Consider the following 21,560-nt stretch of genomic DNA (forward strand, 5'->3'; position numbering starts at 1 on the left):
TAAGAAGTATACTTACTAATATTATATCATAATTAGTAAGTATAATAAGAAATTTATCTTTTTATATAAAACAATACTCATAATAAGCACATTTTTTACACTTTGACTCAAACTTTACTTGTGGTGGAGTATCTTGATTTATCAAAATTTCAATCTCTTCCAAAATCTTTAAAAGCTCTTTTTCTCTTAGCTCATCAAGTTCAATATAATGTATTTTTTTATCTTGTTTGTTTTTCTCGATAAACTCAATCTTTCCTTTTTTTATCACACCTTTTTGTTTTAGTTTATATAAATAAAGTAAAACTTGCCATTTTACAGACTCCACATCACTATCAGATTTTTTTACCTCAACCAAGTAATCCTTTGTAAGCTTGTCGATTTTTATATTTTCTATACTTACTTCAGATTTTTTAGATTTTGCTTCATTTATCTCATGTAAAATTTTTCCTATTCGAACATCTTCACTATTATCTTCTAAATTTATGCGGTTTGCATGAAGCCATAACTTTTTCTTACATATAAAATAATATGAAATTAGTGTTCCGTTTATATTCATTTATAATCCCAATTGGCATAATCCTTGATTCTCTTCGTCTTCATTTTTTATTCCCTCTTTATATTCATAGGGAATATTCAAAACTTTATAATTTGTTTCTTTTAGTGCTTGATACAAATACTTCGTTTCATAATAATAAGGCAAGAATATTGTATACTCATGATAATCTTTACTTTCAATATCATCATTTATAAAATCATCATAAAGTAAATAATCATTTTTAGGAATAGTTATGTCTCTTAGTTCATATTTGTCTTCTGATTGTTTTATTCCACAAAGTTTTTTTTGTATTTCATCATAAAATTTATATCCATCATTAAACTTTTCTAATTCATTTTGAGTTTTTATATCTTCTTTAAATAGTTCATCATAAACTATATTTAGCCACTCTACATATTTACTAAGTTTAAAATACCCATTTTCTATAGTTTTAAAAGTAAGTTCCAAAAGATATTCAGAACTATAAGGAAATCTTTGTTCATATCTAAATATATATATTTCCCCTTTTTTAATTTCTACTTTTTTACGATTTACTCTACCAAATCTTTGTATCAAAGCATCTATAGGAGCATTATCAGTAAACATAACATCAAAATCTATATCTAAAGATATTTCTACTATTTGTGTAGCTATTAGAATAAAAGGTTTATCTCCATCTAACTTTTCAAATATATCTTTCTCTTTTTGATTTTTATCTCGTTTTTTAAATGTAGAGTGATAAAGTATCAAATCATTTTCATCTATTAAATAATCATCTCTTAATTTTTTATATGTATCAGTTGCACTTCTTACTGTATTTCGTATGATTAGTACATTTTTCTTTTCTTCAAACTTTTCAAGTATCAAATCAAAATTATCATCTAACTCTTCATCTATCTTAATAATCTCATTTGCTTTTTTTTCAAAAAGTTTTTCCTCTTTTATTAGTGGGTAATTTTCAATACCTAGCAACTTTTTGACTTCATTAGGTATGGAAGCACTCATAAGACAAACTTTCACATCAAATTCACAACATAGCTCTAAAAACTTTTTTATAAAACCCATCAGTTTAAAATCATAACAATGAATCTCATCTATTATGACAATAGAGTTCAAATAGTTTTTAGTAGCAATATTAAATCTACCGATATTTATAAAAAACTTTAAAAGTGAATCTATAGTAGAAACAGTAACTGGCTTTGAAAAGTTTTTATTAAATGTTATCTCACTTTTAAAAAAATCATCTACTACTCCATGTTCCTCTTCATATTCTTTTTCCAAATATAGCTTTGAAGAGGAATGAATAAGTCCACACTCTTTTTTATCAAAAAATATAGTTACTCTTTCGTATAGTTTATTTGAAGTTACTTGTGTAGGAAGAGTATATATTATCTTAGAGTTCTTATCATAAAGATTTTTTATAGCCCAAAGAAGTGAGCCTTCAGTTTTTCCTTCACCCGTTGGAATCTCTACTAAAATACTATTTTTACAGTTTGATAAATCTTTCTGAAAACCTCTTAATCTCTCAAAAGATAAATTAGATATAAAACTCTCTTTTGTAGGAATATTATTAAAATAAGTACTAGGTAAACTATTACTAAATCTTGCACTTGCTAACCAGTCTGCTAGATTTAATATACCGCTACAGTATGTATATAATGTTCTTAATTTATGATTTTTATTTATATATTTTAAGTCACTATCCATACTATTTATTTCATTTGAAATATCATTTTCTATTTCAAAATCAAATTTATATAAACACTCTTTTTTTAAGTATTTTTCATAAGCATTTTTATACCCATAAAAAAACACCTCTGCATCACTTAAAAACACATATCTCACTTTTTTCACATTATAAGGAAGTAAAGTGTGATGTGTTAAACAAAGTATCATCAAAAGATTTATATAACTATCATATTCTCCTCTTATGTCAAATTCATCAAACATAGATAAAACACTTGCAGAATATAATGAGTGATAAGAGTTACTACCATTATTAATAGTATCCTGAAACTCCTTTGTAGCTTTACCTATATCATGAAAATAGGCGCTAAAAAAAATCAAATCTAAGATTTTATCTTTATCCCAGCCACATATTTTAGATACTCTTTCAAGTGAACTTTCATCTACCAAATTAAGTGCTTCTTCTATTACCCAGCACGTATGTTCTTCTAAAGTTTGAGTAGATACAATTTCTCCATCTACTTGTAATTTTTTAGCTAAAATCTCCACTAGTAAAACACCAATTTATTTTCAAGTTCATTATCTACAAAAGTCTTTACTTCATCTTGAAACTCTATTTCACAGTTTAAATATTCAACTTGATTAAACTCATAATCCTTTTTAGATTCTTTAGGGATTCTTTTATTTTTTTTATCAAAACCTATAAACTTTGTAGGTGTTATATTTAATATAGGGAACTCTATATTTTTGTGTAAATCTTTTACAAATGATTTATATTTTATCCCTTTATCTAAAAATACACTGTTTATTTTATTAGTATCATTTTTAGTTAGTTCTATCTGTTTTATATTCTTTATCTCTATAAGTTCATCATCCATACCTAAAGATGGAGTATTTTTAGGCTTATTTAGATTTTCAAGAATCTCATTATAAAACTCTTCATCTTCTATTTTTAAATAAACTAAATAGCTTGGTAAAAATAGTTTATCCCTTCTCACTACAGAAAAGTCTTTTCTTTTCCCCTTTTCTAGTGGTTTTAGAGTTTTATATCTCCATAAATCTTTAGCTTTCCCTTTTATCTCATTTATAACAATAGAGATTTCTATCAACTCTTTATCCAAAATCTCAAAAAACTCTTTTTGAGATTTTAAAGAGATATTACAAAGCATACCTATTAAAGTAGTTTTAGGAGGTGCTAAAAAACTTTTATGATAAGTTCTAAAAAAAGGTATTCTATATGAGTTTACAAGTCCTTGTATCTCAAATCTTATAACTTTCATTATTTACTCTTTAAAAGGTTTTTATACTCTTGTAGTGCTTTTGATACAGTTATAACATTTTCAAACTTTTCTTTTATCTCATCTTCATTGTTAAATATCCCTTTTGATATACCAATTGTTAATTTTTCCACATCATTTTCTTCTATAGTTTCTAAAATGTTTTCAATGTTTATATTACCCTCACTGTCTACATCAAGACTATTTAATAAAAATGGGTTTCCAGTTTTTTGATGTGATATTACAATAAATTTAGGTGAAATATCTTCTAAATTTCTTGATTGTTTTGCTCCACCATTAAAGTTTTTAACAGCATCTAAAAATATATTTAATCTATGATTTTTTTCATCAACATTAAGTATTTCACTTACATCATATGTATATTCATCTACTTCATTCCCTATATGAGAGATATTTACCATAATATTACCTCTCATAAAATTTAATGTATCAACTTCTATTTGTACTATATTTCCACTTTTTTCATTCTCTTTTTTAGGTTTTTGTTTTCTAGTAAGATAATCATATTCACCCTTATAAGGTAAAATTGAAATAAGTGGAGTAACTTTTATAGGAGACCATCTTCGACCACCACTTGGGAACATATATCCAAATAAATCCAGATCAACAAATTTTTTAAAAGCTTCTTCTTTTACATCTTTTAATTTCTTATCAAGATCAATATATTTACCATTCTCATCTCTAAATGTTGGTTCACCTTTCTCACTTACTTCTGTTATTCTTTCTCCTAATTGATGTAAAGTCTCTTTAAAATATCTTCTTAAGGCTTGTCCAGATACATAAGCAAACTCTTCACCATTTGCACTAGAGATTTTTTTCATTTCTGTTATATTTCCACCTGTTCCTTCACTACCATTTAATGATGCTAAATTTACTTTTGTTATATATGCGATATTTAAAAACATTTTATTTCCCTTCTTTTTTCATTTTATTTCTATAATTAGTAGCTTTGTATTTATCAATTGCATAAATTGCAATATAATCCCTTACTATTTCCCATTCATTTTCTAGAACATTTAAAACTTCTTCTAAAGATTCATTAAACTCTTTTGAAAACCTAGCTTTTTCACCATGCTTTAAACTTGCAAACTTTAAGTCTTTAAAATATGATAATAATTGTTTATAATTTTTCACATTTCTAAGTTTAAAAAGTAAATCTTTATCTCCTAATTGCGCACAAAAATACCCTATTGAATCTCCTAATATTTTTGATTTTTCATGAATATTCATATTTTTTTCTCCCATTATATTTTTTAAATAAAGTTTTTCGAACTCAAACAAGTTTTTTCCAAAAGACTTTGAATCATTTTTTAATATATTAAAACTTGCCAAGTAATAATATTTCCTAAGTTCTTTAAACTCCAACAATCCCTTACACCATTTTTGATAATTAACATTAACTTCTTTAGAACCTTGAGATTTATAAAAAATTACAAATATATCAGCAAAATAAGTAAATAAATCAGCCTCTTTTATCTTCTCAAAGAATCTTATAAGTTGATATGCTTTTGTATATTCATTTAAAGATTTTTTGAAAGTTCCATCCTCAACATATGTTACAAATGTAATCTCTTGAAGAGCATTATAAATTCTCTCTTTAAGTTTTTTCCTTTTTTTATTTGCTTTTTCATACTCCTCTTCTATATGATAAATTTTAGAAAATAGATACATAAAAAACTTCAATTCAAACTCAACATCACTTTTTGAAATATAAAAGTACGTATTAAAAATCTCATCTTTTTTTAACTGCTCATAAAAATTGATATTTGTATTAGGTTCAACTGTATTTCCAGAAGAGTCTTTAAAACTCTCTTTTTCATCACTTATTTGTAAATCATATTTAAAAATATCAAGTGCCTCTAAACTTGAAGAGTTTGGATAAATAAAAAATGAATAATTAAAATAATGCTGTACCTTAGTACCAAACCAATAAATTAAAGCTTCCCATTTATCAATATTATACTCTTTAGATATCTTTAGCATATCATGAAAATTTTTTTGGCCATCTTCAAAATTATGGATAGAAGAGTTTAAAACTAAAAAATCATTTTTTACTAAATAAGATGAAAATCTTTCTATATGCTCATCTAAGGTTGATAATACATAAATTTCATTTTTTGATTTATCATAATAACACTTTTCAATTTTAAAATCATCTTTATCATGATTATCATATTTTGATTTGTATAATTTCTCTTTTTGAAATAATTCTTTTTGAGATATTCCTAAATCATCTATATGAAATCTTATCAAAGAGTTTTTAGAATCATTATTACCACCATTTTTTATATTTATTTTATTTGTTTGAGTAAACTGTTTTTGTTTCATATCAAAAAATATTCTTTTATTTTTTTCATTAAAACTAACTATCTTTTTATCTTTTAAAAACTTATTTAAAATCTCAAAATATATTTTTTCATCTTTATATTCTAATTCTAAATAATTACTTTGAAACTCAAACTCTATATCAAAACTATTATCTTGTAAAAACTGATATAAATTCACTATGCCATTATTAAAAAATACATCTTTTACAATAAATTTTTTAGAAATAGTTTCGCAAGAAGATTTTTCATCAAATAAACTATTTTGCACTAGTTCCATAAACAAAACCCTCCACCATAACTTTGACGTTCACCCAAGCCACAAGCAAGTGCTGTAAATGCAAGTTTTTGACTTATTTCATCTTCATTAACTATTATCTTAAACTTATTTCCAAAAAGTCTTACTTTTTGCTCTTTTTTATCATTTATTTTTTTAGTAAAATAGATTGATTGAGGTTTTTGATTTTTGATTTCAAAAAGTTGTATAAAATTTTGTGTAGGTTCTAAATCTTTTTCATAAAATGATTTATATTTTTTTAGTAAGTTATTTTGTAGTTGTTTTTGCAAAATAAATATATCATCTTTTATACTCCAAAACATCTGTTTTTCTCCCTTTTGTCTTGGAAGTGATACTATTACAGGAGTTACACTATAAAGTTCTGTTATAAAAAATTGCTTTACTATTTTTTTATTTGTTTCTACTATTTGTAAAAAATGATTATTTATATTTTCTTTAAGAAGAGTAGATAATGAATCTATAAATCTTTCATCAAGTGAGCGAAGTGTAAATTTATAAACTCTTCCTTTTTTATAGAGTTTATCTTTTTCAAGGGGATAAAACCCACCAAAACTATAATATTTATAACCTTTTTGCTGATGAAAATCTTTCAACTTATCATTTTTTAGCATACTAAAATTTATAAATTTTGAAATTACATCAAAACTATTTATAAACTCTATGTCTACTTTAATAAATACTGTACATATCAATTCAAAGTATTTCATTTCTACTCCAATAAAACTATATTGTAATAATTCTACTGAAACAAATATTATAAATACTTAATTATGACTTTTTTATAACCAATTTTAATTAGAATTGTGGAAAGTTCTCAATAGATACTTTTAATCTATCTAAAAATTCATCTCTACTTATACACTTTGCACCAAGTGATTGTAAGTGATTTGTTGGTGTTTGACAGTCAAGTAAGCTAAAACCTTTCTGTTTTAATCTTTGAACAAGATAATAAAGTGCAACTTTAGATGCATCACTTTTTTTTGCAAACATAGACTCTCCACAAAACATATCTCCTATACAAAGTCCATAACCTCCACCAACTAACTCTCCTTCATAATAGCTTTCAAAAGAGTGTGCATAACCCAACTTATGAAGGTTTGTATATGCTTGTATTAGTTCATCTTGCAACCATGTTCCATCTTGTTCTGGTCTATAAATATTTTTACATTCAATCATCACTTGTGTAAAGTTTTCATCAAACTTTACTTCAAACGTATCTTTTTTGATTGTTTTTGCTAAACTTTTAGATAATTTAAAATCATCTAATTCCATTACTAATCTTGGATTAGGACTCCACCATAATATTGGTTCATCAGGGTTATACCAAGGGAAAATACCATGAGCATATGCAGTAATTAATCTCTTAGCACTAAGATCACCTCCATAAGCTAAAACACCTTCATCACATGCAAGTCTTGGATTTGGGAAAGTATAAACATCATCAGTTAGTGGGAATATTTGCACAATAATCCTTATTGTTTTTGCGTGATTATAACAAGCTTACCTAAATAGATATCTTAACATTGCTTCTTGAATTTTATTTGCCTGTGCCATAGCAAATATACCAGCTTGAACTAAGATTTTTAGTTTACTAAAATGTGCTACTTCTTTTGCATAATCAACATCTCTAATAACAGATTCACTTGCTTTAAGATTAGTTTTTAAAGTCATCATATATCTAACAGAAGACTCTAGTTGATTCTGAGTTGAACCAACCTCTGCTCTAAAAGTATTTAAAGTAGTTAAAGAGTTATCAATATTATCAAGCCAATTTTGTGCTTCTGTTTTACTTAAAGAGTTTGCTCCTAAGTTTTTCAAAGCATCTAAACCTAAGCCTACTGTATTTGCTTGTATTCCTTTTAAATCTATTGTATTTAATGCTTTTTCACCAATTTGAAATGTACTATCATCAGATATTGCTGTATCATTTTGATCTTTTTGTAGTATGTAGTTTCCATTGTAGTTTGTTTGAGAGGCTATATTATTTAATTGACTTAATAGTTTAGTTATGTCTTTTCTTATTGCTTCTCTTCCTTCATCTGTTGTTGTATCAGTTGAAGCTTGTAAAAGTTTTACTTTTACAATATCTAAAATATTTGATTGCTCTGCCATTGCTTTATCTGCTATTTGAGTCATTGCAATAGCTGAATTAGCATTTTCTATACTTTGTTGAACAGAGCTAGCTTGTGTTCTAAGTTTATCTGCAATTGCAAGCCCAGAAGGGTCATCACTTGCACTATTTATTCTAAGACCTGTTGATAGTCTTTTTAAAGATTCACTTAGAAGTTTACTATTTCGACTATAATTTTCATATGCAATCATACTTGATACATTTGTATATAATCTCATAGTAAACTCCTTTTAAACTTAATATTATAATGTAGAGATGTACTCTGCCATAGCCTCTATATCACTATCACTTAAAGATAAAACTTGGCTTTTCATAACACCTTTCATAGCTTTTCCATAAGTATCATTTTTATATCCATTTAAAGCATCAATTGTTCTTTGCTTATCCCATCCTTGTATAATTTCTGATTTACCCAATGCTTTAAGTTCACCTTTTTGTCCATGGCAACCAGCACATTTTAAAAATAGTTGTTCACCTTTTGTTGAATTACTACTTTTTATTATATTATTTATACTTTTTTCGATTTTATCGGCTGATTTTTCAACCTCTTTTTGTACTTCTTTAGTTACTTCACTGCCTTTTTTGACAACCTCTTCAGTAACTATTGAGGCCTCTTCTCCAACCTCTTTTGAAGTTTTATTAATAATCTCTTTTATCTGTTTAGAAGCTTCACCTACTTTTGCAGTGATATTCTCACTAGTATTTTTAATTTTATTAATTAAATCATCTTCTTGTACTGGCTTCTCTTCTGTTTTTTCTACTGGTGCAACTTCGTTTGTATTGTTTTGTTCAATTTTTTGTTCACAACCTGTAAGCAATAAAATCGCAACAAATGAACTTATTAACGCAGTTTTCATTAAATAACCTTTTTTTAATAATAATACATATTATCCTATAATAATTTTAAAATAAGTTTAAAAACCATTTCTAAAAGTTAGTTTAAAGTTATAAATACTTAAAATTAAACTCTTCTTTTACAAAATCGATTTTTACTTCTCCACCTTTTTTAAGCTTTCCAAATAGAATCTCATCAGTCAATTTATCTTTAATTTTCTCACTTATTACTCTACTTAATGGTCTAGCGCCCATAGCTTTATCATACCCTAAAACTGCAAGTTGTTTTTTAGCTCTTGCTGTAATAGAAATTTTTACTTTCTTATCACTTAATTTTTCTTGTAAATCTTCAATAAACTTACCTGCAATTTTTGCAACAATATCAATACTAAGAGCATCAAAAGTAATTGTAGAATCAAGCCTATTTCTAAATTCAGGAGCAAAAAATTTACTAATAGCCTTATCTTCATTTAGCTTGTCATCTTTTGCAAATCCCATAACATTAGCTTCACTAGCACCCAAATTTGAAGTCATAATCAAAATTACATTTTGAAAATCAGCTTTATTTCCATTATTATCAGTAAGTTCAGCATTATCCATAACTTGTAATAATACTGACATTAAATCAGGATGTGCTTTTTCAATTTCATCAAGCAGTAATACACAATGTGGATGCTTTCTAATAGCTTCTGTCAATAATCCACCATTTTCAAAACCAACATATCCAGCTGGTGCACCTATAAGCCTAGAAATAGTATGAGGCTCCATATATTCACTCATATCAAATCTCTCAAAATGAATCCCCAATTGAGTTGATAACTCTTTTGCAACTTCAGTTTTACCAACACCAGTAGGCCCAGTAAATAAAAAGCTTCCAATTGGTTTTTTATCAAGTCCAAGTCCAGCTTTGTTTCTTTTTATTGATTTTACTATTGTTGTTATTGCTTTATCTTGTCCAAATACTCTTTTTTGCATATTTTTTTCTAATGATTTCAATAAAGACAAATCAGATTTTGTAGCTGATTTAGGAGGAATATGTGCCATTTTTGAAATAGTATTTTCAATATCCTCTTTTGTAATATTTACAGCTTTTTTTATATTATCTTTTTCTATTTTCTTTAAAGAACCAACTTCATCAATTACATCAATTGCACTATCAGGTAAAAATCTATCATTTATAAATTTCTTACTTAATTGAACGGCTAATTCAATAGAGTTTTTATTATATTTTACTCCATGGAACTCTTCATATTTTGATTTTAGTCCTTCTAAAATCTGAACAGTATCTTCTATTGAAGGCTCATTAATATCTACTTTTGCAAATCTTCTACTTAATGCTTTATCTTTTGAAAAGTCATTTCTAAACTCAGCAAATGTAGTAGCTCCAATACATCTTAATTTTCCATTTGAAAGCATAGGCTTTAATATATTTGAAGCATCCATTGCACTTCCACCTACACTTCCAGCTCCAACAATAGTATGTATTTCATCAATAAATAAAATCGCATTATTAACTTGTGAAATCTCTTTTAATAAAGATTTTAATTTCTTTTCAAAATCTCCTCTGTATTTAGTTCCAGCCAATAAAGAACCTAAATCTAAAGAGAAAACTTTGGCATCTTCTAAACTTGAAGGTACATTTTCATTTGCTATTTCTAAAGCCAAACCTTCTGCAATTGCAGTTTTACCAACACCTGGTTCACCAACTAGGATTGGGTTATTTTTCTTTCTTCTACTTAAAATCTGAATCACTCTTGAGATTTCATTCTCTCTACCTATTACAGGGTCAATTTCTCCTTTTTTTGCAAGGGCTACTAACTCAACACTATTTTTATCAAGTACACTTGATGAAGATGTTTTTTCCTCACTTATATCTTCTGTTTCATCAGAAATATCTGAGTGAGAAATCTCTTCTAAAATATCCACTTTTTGAATACCATGAGATTTTAGAAGATATGAAGCATAGCTATTTTCATTCCTAATTATTGCTACAAACATATCCTCTACACCCGCATCTCTTTTTCCACTTGCTTGTGTATGAGCAACCATATGTTCAATTGTTTTAGTTAAAGTAATACTCTCAATTGGCTCATCTTCCACACTTTGTGGTAATAAAGGAGTATTACTATCTATATATTTTTTTGTCTTTTCAAATAAATCATCTGTATTTAAACCTAAATTTGTTAATAAATTCTCAATAACCTCATCATGTAAAGTCATCAAAAAAATATGCTCCAAAGTCAAATACTCATGCTTACTTGTCCTAGCATAACTAACAGCTTGTGCAAATATACTTCTTAACTCATTACTAATCATAATATATTCCTATTCTTCTTCCATAATAGCTTTTAAAGGAAATCCCTTCTCCCTTGCCATTGTAGTAACTTGCGCAACTTTTGTAGCAGCAATTTCATGGGTATATACACCACACAACTCTTTGCCCTTATTATGTATATTCAACATAATTTGAGCCGCTTCATCTTGACTCTTTCTAAAAACTTTTACTAAGACATCTATTACAAAATCCATTGTTGAGTAATCATCATTTAATAAAAATACTTTATATTTTTTTGGTTCTTCCAATTTTACGTCATTATCTAATTCTACTTCAAATTCATTAGCCACTTCAAACCTTTTTTCGATAAAATATCAAATATATAATATTATACCAAAAAAGAAATTACAATGATAAAAGATAAAAATTACTATTTAAATAAAAGTTTATTTATAAGTGCAACTAACACAGATGTTGGAAAAACTTACGCATGCAGCAAGTTTGCGAAGTTTTTAAGTTCTTTAGGATTAAAAGTTGGCTATTTTAAGCCTTTTGAAACTGGAGTTATTGACAATAAACCACTTGATGGAAGTGCTATGCTTAAATTAGTAAAAAGTCTAAATCCACAATTTGATTTTCACATAAATGATGTAGTACCATATCAATTTAAACTTCCTGCTGCTCCTTATGTAGCAAAAGGTGATACTATTTTAGATTTTGACTTTTTACAAAAAAAGAAAAAAGAACTAGAACAAAAGTGTGATGTACTAATTATTGAAGGGGCTGGAGGATTAATGGTTCCAGTAGATAAAGATATTTTTATTATTGATTTAATTAAGCTATTTCAATCTAAAGCTATATTAATTACGCCAAGTAAACTTGGTTGTATAAATGATACTTTACTAAGTATAAATGCCTTAAAACAAAAAGATATTGATTTTGATTTTTATATAAATTTATATGAAGATAAAGATAGTTTCAAAGAGGTTTCATTACCTTTTTTAAAAGATTATTTTCCTAAGTTAACTTATTTACAGGAAGTTTAATCTCAAAACAAGCACCAAGATAAATCTCATCTTGATGCTTAAATTCAACATTTTTAGCAAAAATTTCTCCATGTAGATGCTTTACAATTATCTCTCTTGTCATATAAAGTCCTATTCCTGTACCTTGACTTTGATGTTTTGTAGTAAAATAAGGTTCAAAAACCTTATCAATTATTTTTTTATTGATTCCACCTGCATTATCTTTTATTTGAATATATACATACTCATCTTTTTTATAACTTTTTACAAAAATATATCTTTTTGCTTTAGTATTATCTACTTTTTCTAAAAGTGCATCTTTTGCATTAGTTAATATATTTAAAATTGCTTGAGTCAACTCATTTTCTATTGTATATAACTCAATTTTTTCCAACTCTTTAAACACTTTTATATGATGGTTTTTTAAAGATGAGTGCATAATATTTAAATCTTTTTTTATTAACTCTTCTAAACAAAATCTCTTTTTAATTTTTGTTGCTTTAAAAAAGCTTCTAAAATCTTCAATTGTTTCAGAAAGATATAAAGTTGTATCAACAATAGATTTTAAATCCTTTTTTAATTCCTCTTGTGTTGCAAGATTATAATCAATCTTTATAGACATACCACTAGCTGCTGTACTTATTGTACTTAAAGGTTGCCTCCACTGATGAGCAATATTTCCTATCATCTCTCCCATACTTGCCATTTTTGATTGATTAAAAAGCATTTGGTCTTTTTTTCTATTCTTATGAACTTCTATATCAACTTTTTCTTTTAATTGTAAATTCAATTTCTCTAACTGCTTTGTTTTATCATTTACTTTTGATTCTAACGTTGCATTAATATTTTTAAGTGCTGATTTTTGACTTTCTATATTTGTCTTATACTCTTTAAATAACATCTCAATTTTTTTTGAAAGAAATAGTGTTAGTAATGAACCAAACAAAATAACAACAAATGCAATCTTAATACTATAATTTATAAACTTATCTTCTTCGTGCTTTTTAGTACCTAAAACTTCAATTATACTATTTTCTAAATTTTTCAAATCAATACTTGAAAAAATAACCCAATCCCATTTCTTAACAAATTTATATGAAATTAGCTTTTCATAATTCTTTGTCCAAAAAAAGTATATTTTATCGTACTTTTTATATTTAAAGTTTTCATTTACTTTTTTTCTTAACTCTTCTACAAAATAACCACTAAAATAGTTATTTGTTATATTTTTAAAATCTTTATCATATATAAAAATAGTTTGATTACTATTATCTTTTAGAAGATTGACTCTATTTAAAACTTCACTTTTAATCTGATTTTCAATATCTATTTTATATTTTCCATAACCAATCAACCAATTAAAAGGTTCAAATCTCTTTATATAAGAAATTTTATTGAAATCTTTGATTTTTAAATCCTGTTTATGTAAAAGATACTCCACAAAGCCTTCATTAGATTTTTTTAGTATTTTTTTACAAGTTTGTAAAAAACTTTGATGTTCTTTATCTTTCACATTTGAAATATCTTTTCCCACAAACTCTTTCTTTGCTGGATACAATAAAGGAATTATCTTATTATTTTTATACTCTTTTACAAAATAATAAGTACCATGTTCAAAAGTTATTTGAGATAGGTCTTCAATTAAATCTTTTTTAATCTTTTCATTTGATACTATTCCTGTATTTGTATTATATTTATTTAAAGCAACATCATAAATAATTTCTACTCTTTTTTTTATTTGCCTATTTAAAAGCTCTTTTGTTGTTGATTGTTTATAATTAATATAATCATCTAAACCATTGATTTTTTGAGCTAATTTATTTTTCTCTTCTTGAATAAGTTTTTGTTTTAATTTTGCACTATCTTTATTAAATCTTGTTTCTAAATGACTAATTTGAGTATAAGTAACTAAAGTAGTTACCAAAATAATCAATACTATTGGAGTAAATATTATGAGTTTAGATAAGTTTTTTTCTTGAAACATAAGAAGAAAAGTACCAAATTATAGCCATTGTAAAACCTTTTTATAGTAAAAAGCAACTATTATAAATCCAAATGAAATAATATATGTTATTATATCAAGAGAAGTTAAACTTGCCATTAAACCAATAAAAATTGTTGTAGCTACATTTGAAAGCATAAATATCATATCATTATAAGATATAACTCTTCCTAAATATCTCTCTTCACATTTTTCTTGTAAAAGCGCATATGTATAAGACCAAATAACTGTGGTAAAAAAACCTGTAAAAAATAGCCCTATTAATGCATAATAAAAATCAAATTGCAAACTAGCCCATAAAGCAATACCAATGCCTTGAAAAATTAAAATATAAAAGAAATTTTCCCTATTCGCAAAGCGTCCTAAAAAATATGGTCCTATCATTAAAGCAAAAGCTCTTATTGCATTTGAAATACCAATAGATAAAGGTACAGCAATGATATATTTATACTCATTTTTAGCAAGTAACGTTACTAGTGCATCAAATGAAGTTAAACCAACACTTGCATGAAGAAGTATTAAATGAAGCAAAATTCTATTATTTTTTATATAAATAAATCCATCTTTTATAATAGTAAAAAATCTATCTTTTATCTCAGACTCTTTTACTACAAAATTAATCTTTGCAAATACAACAATAGCAGTTAAAAAAAATAACGAATCAATAACAATTGCAGGTTTAGCACCAATATAATTAACTACGACACCACTCACTGCCATTCCAAAAGCATAACAAAATGACCAAATTATAGAGTGAATTTCATTTGCTTTTTGTAAAGCTGCTCCTTTAACTAACTTAGCCAATAAAGACATCTCTGTTGAAAAAAACATTGAAGCACTACTCATTCTAATAAATATAAAAATAAGTAAAAGCCAAAGCTCTTCTTTACTATCAATAAGTAAAAAACTTAAAGTCATAATAAACTCAACCAAAAGTAAAAAAAGCATTAAAGGCTTTATTTTAAATCTATCAATTATAGCGCCAGAAAAAGGAGCTATTAATACAGCTGGTAGAAAATGCATTGCTGTAACAACTGATATTGCTAAAGCAGAAGAGCCAAAATTTACAAGCATTGTATAAATTGCTACATTAGAAAACCATGCCCCAAAATAAGAGATAAATTGAACCAAAGATAAATCACGAATAACTTTGTGTTCTTTGAAGAGTTTACGATAATTCAATACTTACTAAGACCTCTTGATACATTGCACTATGAGAAGATTCATCACTTTTATATGGTGTTAAATAGTTAGCTTTCTTATTTCCAGCATAACATAATACACAATTAGGTTTTACATCATTAGTTAGTTTCACTTCAAAGCTAGCTTCACCATACTTTGAACGAAGCTTTACTCTACTTCCCTCTTTTATATTGCTTTTTGGATTTAAATATAAATAGTTATCAATTTTAAAAGATGAATTTAGACTCTTTTTTTGTTTTGCAGTTATAAAATAATACTCATTTTCTAATTTTTGCTCATATAAATGCTCAATTTCAATATCATCTATAAACTCAAAATTTTCAAATTTATACTCTTTTATATCTGTTGTTTTATAATATTCTAAAACCTCTTTTTGCTCTTTTAAACCTTCAAATCCAAAAATTTCAAATAGATACTTAGTTAAATCATACTCACTTATTGTATTAGTTGAAGGCTCATCTATTTTATTTGAAAAAGCTTTATATTGATGTCCATAAGAAAGACGAATATCCTCTTTTTGTAAAAAAGAGCAAGAAGGAATAATCAAATCTGCATATTCACAAGTATCATTATAAGTTGTTCCCATAAAAACAACAAAACTATTTTTTAATCCTTCAATAACTCTTCTTGTATTAGGAGCACTAACAACTGGATTAGCACCTTGAATAAATACTAATTCATACTTAGAAAAATCAACTTGACTTACATCTTCTTTTTCTAAACTAGAAGTTGTATCAAACTGCTTTTCATATCCATACATTGAGTTACTTAAATACCAAACTCCACTATGTTTAGAACTATTGTGCAATCCTAAAAAAGCTGCAAAAGAGTCTATACATCTAGTTATATTAGCACCTTCATAATATTTTTGAACTCCAAGTCCTAAAACTAAAGCAACTTTTTTATTTTCTATAATTTCAAAGAATCTATTTACATCTTCTAAACTTACTCCTGTTGCTTCTTCATAAGAGATAATTGGCCTACTTTTAGCTAAATCAAAAAACTCTTCACTTGTTTCAAATCTTTGACAAAACTCTTCATCTTCCATATCTTGCATATACGCAAATCTTGTAAGCAATAAAGCAAGTTCATAATCAGTTTTAGGATTCAAAGCTAAATGTAAATCAGAATTTTTTGCAATATGAGTTTTTATAGGATCAATTGTAATAAAAGTTTTATCTTTTACTAAATTATACATATGAGAGGAAGTAACAGAGAAGTTTCTTCCCCATACAATAATTACATCTGCTGTTAAAAGATTTTCAAGGGGAGGATTTACAACCTCACCTCTTGTAGCTTTTATACCTTCACCACCTCCACCATCACATAAACTTCCTTGAGTTAAAGTAGAACCATATTTTGCAAAAAAGCTTTTTAGACTACTTTGCATTACTCCTAAATTACCACTTCCTTTATAAAAAAGTGTGTTTTTAGCTTCTGTATTTTTTAGCTTTTGAACTAAAATATCTAAGACTTTTGATAAAGATATATTTTGTTTATTATACAAAGGTGTTTGTAAATATTCTGATTTTAAACATGCAACAAAATTTGCACAAAGTTTTCCATCAGTTGGAAAATGTCCTTTATTTCCTCTTATTTTACCATCAACAACAATAGCTTCACATGTATCATAACAGTCAAGTGGACATGCTATAGTTTTATTATCTAAACTCAATTTTTACTAACCTTGAGAATTTTTTTACATCTTTTATATGTAATTCTACTTTATAAGAAGAAATATGCTCACTATCTGCAACATCATATATTTTAGCGATTTTTAAATCACTCTTTTTATCATCAATATAAATATCTTTTGTTTTGATAGTTTCTATATCTTCAATAGGAATAAATATCTCTAGTTTTCCTTTACTTAAATCTTTTGCTTCATAAAGTAGTGTTCCAGGAGTTACATAGTCATCTTTTTTTACATTAATGTTGTAAATATAATTACTTTTTTCAATGAGTTTTTTATTTTTAATACTATCTTTTAAATTTGCAATTTTTATCTCAATATCTGCTTTTGTTGTTTCAAGATTTATAACTTTTATTTTTTGATTATCTTTTTCAAATTCAGATTTTGATGAAACTCTATTCATTCTTTCATAGTTTCTTTTTTCAATCTCAATCATACTATTAACAGCTTGCAATTTTTTTTGTGTCTGCTTTAAATCAACTTTATCAACATATGAATCAATTTCAATAATTGTAGAGTTTGCTGCTCTTTTTCCCTCTATTTCTTCGTTTGAAAAAATTACTTTACCACTTACACTAGATTTTACTTTATAGCTATTTATTGGTTCTAACTTTGCATAAAAAACTGATGCAAATGCTAAATTTGCAGTAATAATAAATGCTAATAAATATCTCATTTTTTCCCTTTTTCAATCTCTTTAACAAGTAAATAAATCTCTTTTTTTATACTTTTAAACTCATGTATATTATCTATATTTTGTAGTTTAAATATCAATTTATCTAAATTATCATCTTTTTTTATCATAAAAGCCAATACTTTGATTAACTCACTAGCTGTTTTTGAAGTTTTTATTTTTGTTAAAAGATTACTCTCTTTTTGCTTTTTAAATCTTTTATTTATAACATAGTTATATAAATAAACTATTAATAGTGCAAAAACGCAACCTAATAAGAAAAATATTATCTTATCTTTTATTGATGATTTTATAATCTCTTTTTTTACAACTTCTGTTTGTTTTGCCGTTAAAAGTTCTGGTCGTTTTGAACTTTTTTGTTTAACATTGATTTTATAACTCTTTGTTTTTTTAGTAATTACTTTTTTTGTTTTAGCATCAAAATACTTTAAAGTTAAAGGCTTAATATCAATAGTTTTGCTAGGAACAATAGAAAAGCTTTTTTCATATGTTCCATAAAGTTTTCCATCTTCAATTTTTGTATCTATTTTAGGCTTATTTTCAAAAACCTGTGCATCTTCTATTTGAAGTTTAAAATCTTTAATATCATCAATATTTCCATATCCACTAACTTCTACTTTATAAGATACTGCATCACCTTGGTTAATACTTAAATTATCAATAGATGTTTTAATATTAAAATCACCCATTAAATTGATATTTTCAGGTAAAGGTTTTACATCAATAGTTAAAGAATTAGAGTATATTTGCCTTGTTGAGTAACTACTATTAAAAAAGCTACTTGAGTTTAAATCTAACAATTTCATTATAATCTTAAAAGGTTCAATCCTTAATTTCCCACTTTTTTGAGCAAATAGCAAAAATTCTAACTCATTTACAATAAATCCATCTTCTTTATACTGTTTTGAATTATCTGTTTGTTTATACCAAAAATCTTTAAAATCTGCATTTGAAATTGATAAGTCTTGTACATTTAACTCTTCTAAATATTTAAATTTCACTTTTAATTTAAATCCTTGAGCTACATATACAGATGACTTTGATGTGCTTATTTCAAAGTCTGCATAACTTAAATTACTCTTTTTAAGCTCTTTTTGCTCAACTTTTTTAGAGTCTGTTTTATACTGTTTATTATCAATAGTAAAATTAAAAGATGGAATTGTAAAACTAGAAGTTGGGAAAAATCTAAAGACTTTTATTATCTTTTTTTGCATTTTTGAATTTATAATATTAACTACATTTTGAGTTGAAATAACATCAACTGGTTGATTATCTATCTTTTCTATATTTGCGAACTGTATATCTTTACCTGTTGCAATAATTTTAAAAGTATATGCTTCGCCTTTTACAAAAGTAGATTTTGCATCAAGTTTTACATCAGCATAAGCAAAATAAAAAGTAAAAAGTAAAATAGTTATTATCTTAACTAATTTCATCATTAAAACTCTACTGTTCCTTCAATTGCAAAGTTTGCTCTTGAATCAAGTTCTGCATGGGATAATACAGCAACTTGCAAACCAAACTTTTCATATATTTCTGAAACTCTTTTTCTTAAAAGAGGGTCAACAACCATTGCAACTTTACTAAAACCTTTTGCTTCTACTTGCTCAATTACTTCTTTTGTCTTTGTCACTAAATTATTAATCTCTGCAATTGAAAGCATCAGCTGTGAAACTCCATGCTGTTCTTGAAGTTTTCCTATAAATTGTTGCTCTAAATCAGGTTTTATAGTAATAATATGCAAAGTTCCATCATTATCTTTAAATCTTTCTGTAATAAGTCTATAAAGTTTACTTCTTACATGTTCAAGTAATACATCTGGTGCTTTTGTAAACTCTGCAATATCTGCAATAGCCTCAACAATTGTAAGCATATCAACAATTGGTATTTTTTCATGTAATAAATCTTTACATACTTTTAATAAAGAACCATATGAAGTAACTTTCATAGCCTCTTCTACAACAATAGGAAAATCTTTTTTTAAGCCTTCAATAATATCAACAATATCTTGTCTTGTAATAATATCTTCTGCATGTTTTTTAATAATTTCTGAAATATGTGTAGAGATAATAGTTGGAGCATCAACAACAGTAAAACCTTTCATTAATGCCTCTTCTTTAAGCTCTTGAGTAATCCAAGTAGCATCAAGGTTAAATACAGGCTCTTTTACATGTAAGCCTTTTAGCTTTTCATTTCCAATTCCACCCATTGCAAGAAGTTTATCTATTTCAACTCTACCTTTTACAATAGGTATTCTTTTTAAATATAATTGATACTCATTTTGAGATAAGTTTGCATCATCTGAGATTCTAATTTGTGGAATAATAAATCCCAAATCAGCAGCAATTGTTTTTCTTATACCTTTAATCTTATCAAGAAGTTCAGAGTCACCTTGAACTAATTGTAAAAGTCTAAACCCAAGTTTTAATTCTAATACTTCCATTTTCATAATAGATTCAATAGCTTGACTCTCATCTGGAGCTTTTTGTTTTTTCATCTCTTTTAACTCATCAACACTTTTTGAAGTCTTTGAAGTAGCTGCTTTTTGAGCTTGAGGTTTAAAAAACTTTGTAATTGCATTGTCTCTTTGGTCTTCTATCATAAAAATAGTATAACTAGTTGCCATTAGTAAAAGTCCCATTAGTAAAAGTATTCCAGTAGGAAAACCTGGAACAAAACCAAAAAGAATCATACCAATACCAACAAGCATTAAAGCTTTACTATCTTTTACAAGTTGTAAAACCGATTGATTTGCAAATCTATCCTCATCCATATTTGAACGAGTAATAATAATAGCAGTTGCTGTTGATAAAATAAGTGCAGGTATTTGTGCTACTAAACCATCACCAATAGTTAAAATTGTATATATTTCTCCACTTTGAGAAACTGTCATATCATGTTGAAATAGTCCTATTAACAAGCCACCTATTAAGTTTACTAAAGTAATAATAATACCAGCAACAGCATCACCTTTAACAAACTTAGATGAACCATCCATTGCCCCATAAAAGTTTGCATCTGAAATTAATTCTTTTCTTCTTATTTGTGCTTCTTTATCGTCTATAAATCCAGCATTTAAATCTGCATCAATTGCCATTTGCTTACCTGGCATTGAATCAAGTGTAAATCTTGCAGTAACTTCTGCAACCCTTGTGGCACCTTTTGTTACAACCATAAAGTTAATAAGAACCAAAATAATAAAGATTATTATCCCAATTACCATATTACCACCAACAACAAAATCACCAAATGCAGATATAATGGAACTTACAGCTTCTGGACCATTGTGTCCTTCACTTAAAATTGACCTTGTTGTTGCAATATTTAAAGATAATCTAAAAAGTGCTAATATTAAAATAATTGTTGGGAATGTTGTAAGGTCTGATGGTCTTTGTATATATAATGAAATTAATAAAATAAGTAGTGATAAAGATAAAGATACTACCAAAAAGAAATCTAATACTCCTTTTGATAAAGGAACAATAATAATCATTAATATAGCAACAAATAGTGCTACAACAAATAAGTCTTTTGACAGTATCTTTCTTATATTCATTTAAAC

General features: G+C 26.3%; 18 protein-coding genes. 1 reads left to right on the forward strand and 17 read right to left on the reverse strand.

Annotated elements, in window-relative coordinates; genetic code table 11:
* Nucleotides 1-61: 61 nt before the first annotated feature.
* From cas4 to clpS, 11 genes are all read right to left on the reverse strand, one after another.
* Nucleotides 62-556 (reverse strand): CRISPR-associated protein Cas4, encoded by a 495-nt coding sequence (gene cas4, locus CP960_RS12170; protein ID WP_101185757.1) that lies wholly within the window; start codon nt 554-556, stop codon nt 62-64.
* Nucleotides 557-2,770 (reverse strand): CRISPR-associated helicase/endonuclease Cas3, encoded by a 2,214-nt coding sequence (locus CP960_RS12175; RefSeq protein WP_101185758.1) that lies wholly within the window; start codon nt 2,768-2,770, stop codon nt 557-559.
* Nucleotides 2,770-3,501 (reverse strand): CRISPR-associated protein Cas5, encoded by a 732-nt coding sequence (cas5, locus tag CP960_RS12180; RefSeq protein WP_101185759.1) that lies wholly within the window; start codon nt 3,499-3,501, stop codon nt 2,770-2,772. Before cas5 ends, CP960_RS12175 begins: the two co-directional genes overlap by 1 nt.
* Nucleotides 3,501-4,424, reverse strand: coding sequence for a type I-B CRISPR-associated protein Cas7/Cst2/DevR (gene cas7i / locus CP960_RS12185; RefSeq protein ID WP_101185760.1), 924 nt, complete (start codon nt 4,422-4,424; stop codon nt 3,501-3,503). The genes cas5 and cas7i overlap by 1 nt, the downstream gene beginning before the upstream one ends.
* Before the next feature lies 1 nt (nt 4,425).
* On the reverse strand, nt 4,426-6,123 hold the full coding sequence (locus CP960_RS12190) for a hypothetical protein (protein WP_101185761.1): 1,698 nt from the start codon (nt 6,121-6,123) through the stop codon (nt 4,426-4,428).
* Nucleotides 6,114-6,848, reverse strand: a complete 735-nt coding sequence (gene cas6, locus CP960_RS12195) for a CRISPR-associated endoribonuclease Cas6 (protein WP_101185762.1) — start codon at nt 6,846-6,848, stop codon at nt 6,114-6,116. The genes CP960_RS12190 and cas6 overlap by 10 nt, the downstream gene beginning before the upstream one ends.
* An 88-nt stretch (nt 6,849-6,936) precedes the next feature.
* Nucleotides 6,937-7,605: a leucyl/phenylalanyl-tRNA--protein transferase gene (gene aat / locus CP960_RS12200; RefSeq protein WP_322866818.1), complete on the reverse strand. Its 669-nt coding sequence runs from the start codon at nt 7,603-7,605 to the stop codon at nt 6,937-6,939.
* A gap of 36 nt (nt 7,606-7,641) precedes the next feature.
* Entirely contained in the window at nt 7,642-8,490 is an 849-nt protein-coding gene (locus CP960_RS12205) for a flagellin (protein ID WP_101185763.1), read from the reverse strand.
* Nucleotides 8,491-8,514: 24 nt separating this feature from the next.
* Nucleotides 8,515-9,129: a c-type cytochrome gene (locus CP960_RS12210; protein WP_101185764.1), complete on the reverse strand. Its 615-nt coding sequence runs from the start codon at nt 9,127-9,129 to the stop codon at nt 8,515-8,517.
* Between the two features lie 88 nt (nt 9,130-9,217).
* Entirely contained in the window at nt 9,218-11,422 is a 2,205-nt protein-coding gene (clpA, locus tag CP960_RS12215) for an ATP-dependent Clp protease ATP-binding subunit ClpA (protein ID WP_101185765.1), read from the reverse strand.
* 9 nt (nt 11,423-11,431) lie between these two features.
* The gene (gene clpS / locus CP960_RS12220; protein ID WP_101185766.1) at nt 11,432-11,731 is read right to left on the reverse strand and encodes an ATP-dependent Clp protease adapter ClpS; all 300 of its coding nucleotides are present in this window, start codon (nt 11,729-11,731) and stop codon (nt 11,432-11,434) included.
* Nucleotides 11,732-11,791: 60 nt separating this feature from the next.
* Between clpS and bioD the strand changes: the two genes are divergently transcribed.
* A complete protein-coding gene (gene bioD / locus CP960_RS12225; protein ID WP_101185767.1) occupies nt 11,792-12,427 on the forward strand; it encodes a dethiobiotin synthase in 636 nt (211 codons plus the stop codon).
* Here the strand turns inward: bioD and CP960_RS12230 are convergent.
* The 6 genes from CP960_RS12230 to flhA are packed head-to-tail and all read right to left on the reverse strand — an operon-like array spanning nt 12,399 to nt 21,554.
* Nucleotides 12,399-14,390, reverse strand: coding sequence for a sensor histidine kinase (locus CP960_RS12230; protein WP_101185768.1), 1,992 nt, complete (start codon nt 14,388-14,390; stop codon nt 12,399-12,401). The two genes, bioD and CP960_RS12230, sit on opposite strands and share 29 nt — an antisense overlap.
* A gap of 18 nt (nt 14,391-14,408) precedes the next feature.
* Nucleotides 14,409-15,590, reverse strand: coding sequence for an MFS transporter (locus CP960_RS12235; RefSeq protein ID WP_101185769.1), 1,182 nt, complete (start codon nt 15,588-15,590; stop codon nt 14,409-14,411).
* Nucleotides 15,577-17,286: a molybdopterin-dependent oxidoreductase gene (locus CP960_RS12240; RefSeq protein WP_101185770.1), complete on the reverse strand. Its 1,710-nt coding sequence runs from the start codon at nt 17,284-17,286 to the stop codon at nt 15,577-15,579. The genes CP960_RS12235 and CP960_RS12240 overlap by 14 nt, the downstream gene beginning before the upstream one ends.
* Nucleotides 17,273-17,980 carry an efflux RND transporter periplasmic adaptor subunit gene (locus tag CP960_RS12245; protein ID WP_101185771.1) on the reverse strand — a complete coding sequence of 236 codons (708 nt, stop codon included), beginning with the start codon at nt 17,978-17,980 and terminating at the stop codon, nt 17,273-17,275. The genes CP960_RS12240 and CP960_RS12245 overlap by 14 nt, the downstream gene beginning before the upstream one ends.
* On the reverse strand, nt 17,977-19,437 hold the full coding sequence (locus tag CP960_RS12250) for a BatD family protein (protein WP_101185772.1): 1,461 nt from the start codon (nt 19,435-19,437) through the stop codon (nt 17,977-17,979). Before CP960_RS12250 ends, CP960_RS12245 begins: the two co-directional genes overlap by 4 nt.
* Nucleotides 19,437-21,554, reverse strand: coding sequence for a flagellar biosynthesis protein FlhA (flhA, locus tag CP960_RS12255; protein ID WP_101185773.1), 2,118 nt, complete (start codon nt 21,552-21,554; stop codon nt 19,437-19,439). The genes CP960_RS12250 and flhA overlap by 1 nt, the downstream gene beginning before the upstream one ends.
* Nucleotides 21,555-21,560 lie beyond the last annotated feature (6 nt).

The sequence above is a fragment of the Malaciobacter halophilus genome, assembly GCF_002837275.1.
Lineage (GTDB): Bacteria > Campylobacterota > Campylobacteria > Campylobacterales > Arcobacteraceae > Malaciobacter > Malaciobacter halophilus.

Excerpts from the sequence above, each read along its gene's own strand:
- bioD (WP_101185767.1), top strand. The coding sequence starts at position 11,792 with ATGATAAAAGATAAAAATTACTATTTAAATAAAAGTTTATTTATAAGT.
- flhA (WP_101185773.1), bottom strand. The coding sequence starts at position 21,554 with ATGAATATAAGAAAGATACTGTCAAAAGACTTATTTGTTGTAGCACTA.
- CP960_RS12250 (WP_101185772.1), bottom strand. The coding sequence starts at position 19,437 with ATGATGAAATTAGTTAAGATAATAACTATTTTACTTTTTACTTTTTAT.
- CP960_RS12205 (WP_101185763.1), bottom strand. The coding sequence starts at position 8,490 with ATGAGATTATATACAAATGTATCAAGTATGATTGCATATGAAAATTAT.
- CP960_RS12210 (WP_101185764.1), bottom strand. The coding sequence starts at position 9,129 with ATGAAAACTGCGTTAATAAGTTCATTTGTTGCGATTTTATTGCTTACA.
- CP960_RS12230 (WP_101185768.1), bottom strand. The coding sequence starts at position 14,390 with ATGTTTCAAGAAAAAAACTTATCTAAACTCATAATATTTACTCCAATA.
- clpA (WP_101185765.1), bottom strand. The coding sequence starts at position 11,422 with ATGATTAGTAATGAGTTAAGAAGTATATTTGCACAAGCTGTTAGTTAT.
- cas7i (WP_101185760.1), bottom strand. The coding sequence starts at position 4,424 with ATGTTTTTAAATATCGCATATATAACAAAAGTAAATTTAGCATCATTA.
- cas4 (WP_101185757.1), bottom strand. The coding sequence starts at position 556 with ATGAATATAAACGGAACACTAATTTCATATTATTTTATATGTAAGAAA.
- cas6 (WP_101185762.1), bottom strand. The coding sequence starts at position 6,848 with ATGAAATACTTTGAATTGATATGTACAGTATTTATTAAAGTAGACATA.
- CP960_RS12245 (WP_101185771.1), bottom strand. The coding sequence starts at position 17,980 with ATGAGATATTTATTAGCATTTATTATTACTGCAAATTTAGCATTTGCA.
- cas5 (WP_101185759.1), bottom strand. The coding sequence starts at position 3,501 with ATGAAAGTTATAAGATTTGAGATACAAGGACTTGTAAACTCATATAGA.
- CP960_RS12190 (WP_101185761.1), bottom strand. The coding sequence starts at position 6,123 with ATGGAACTAGTGCAAAATAGTTTATTTGATGAAAAATCTTCTTGCGAA.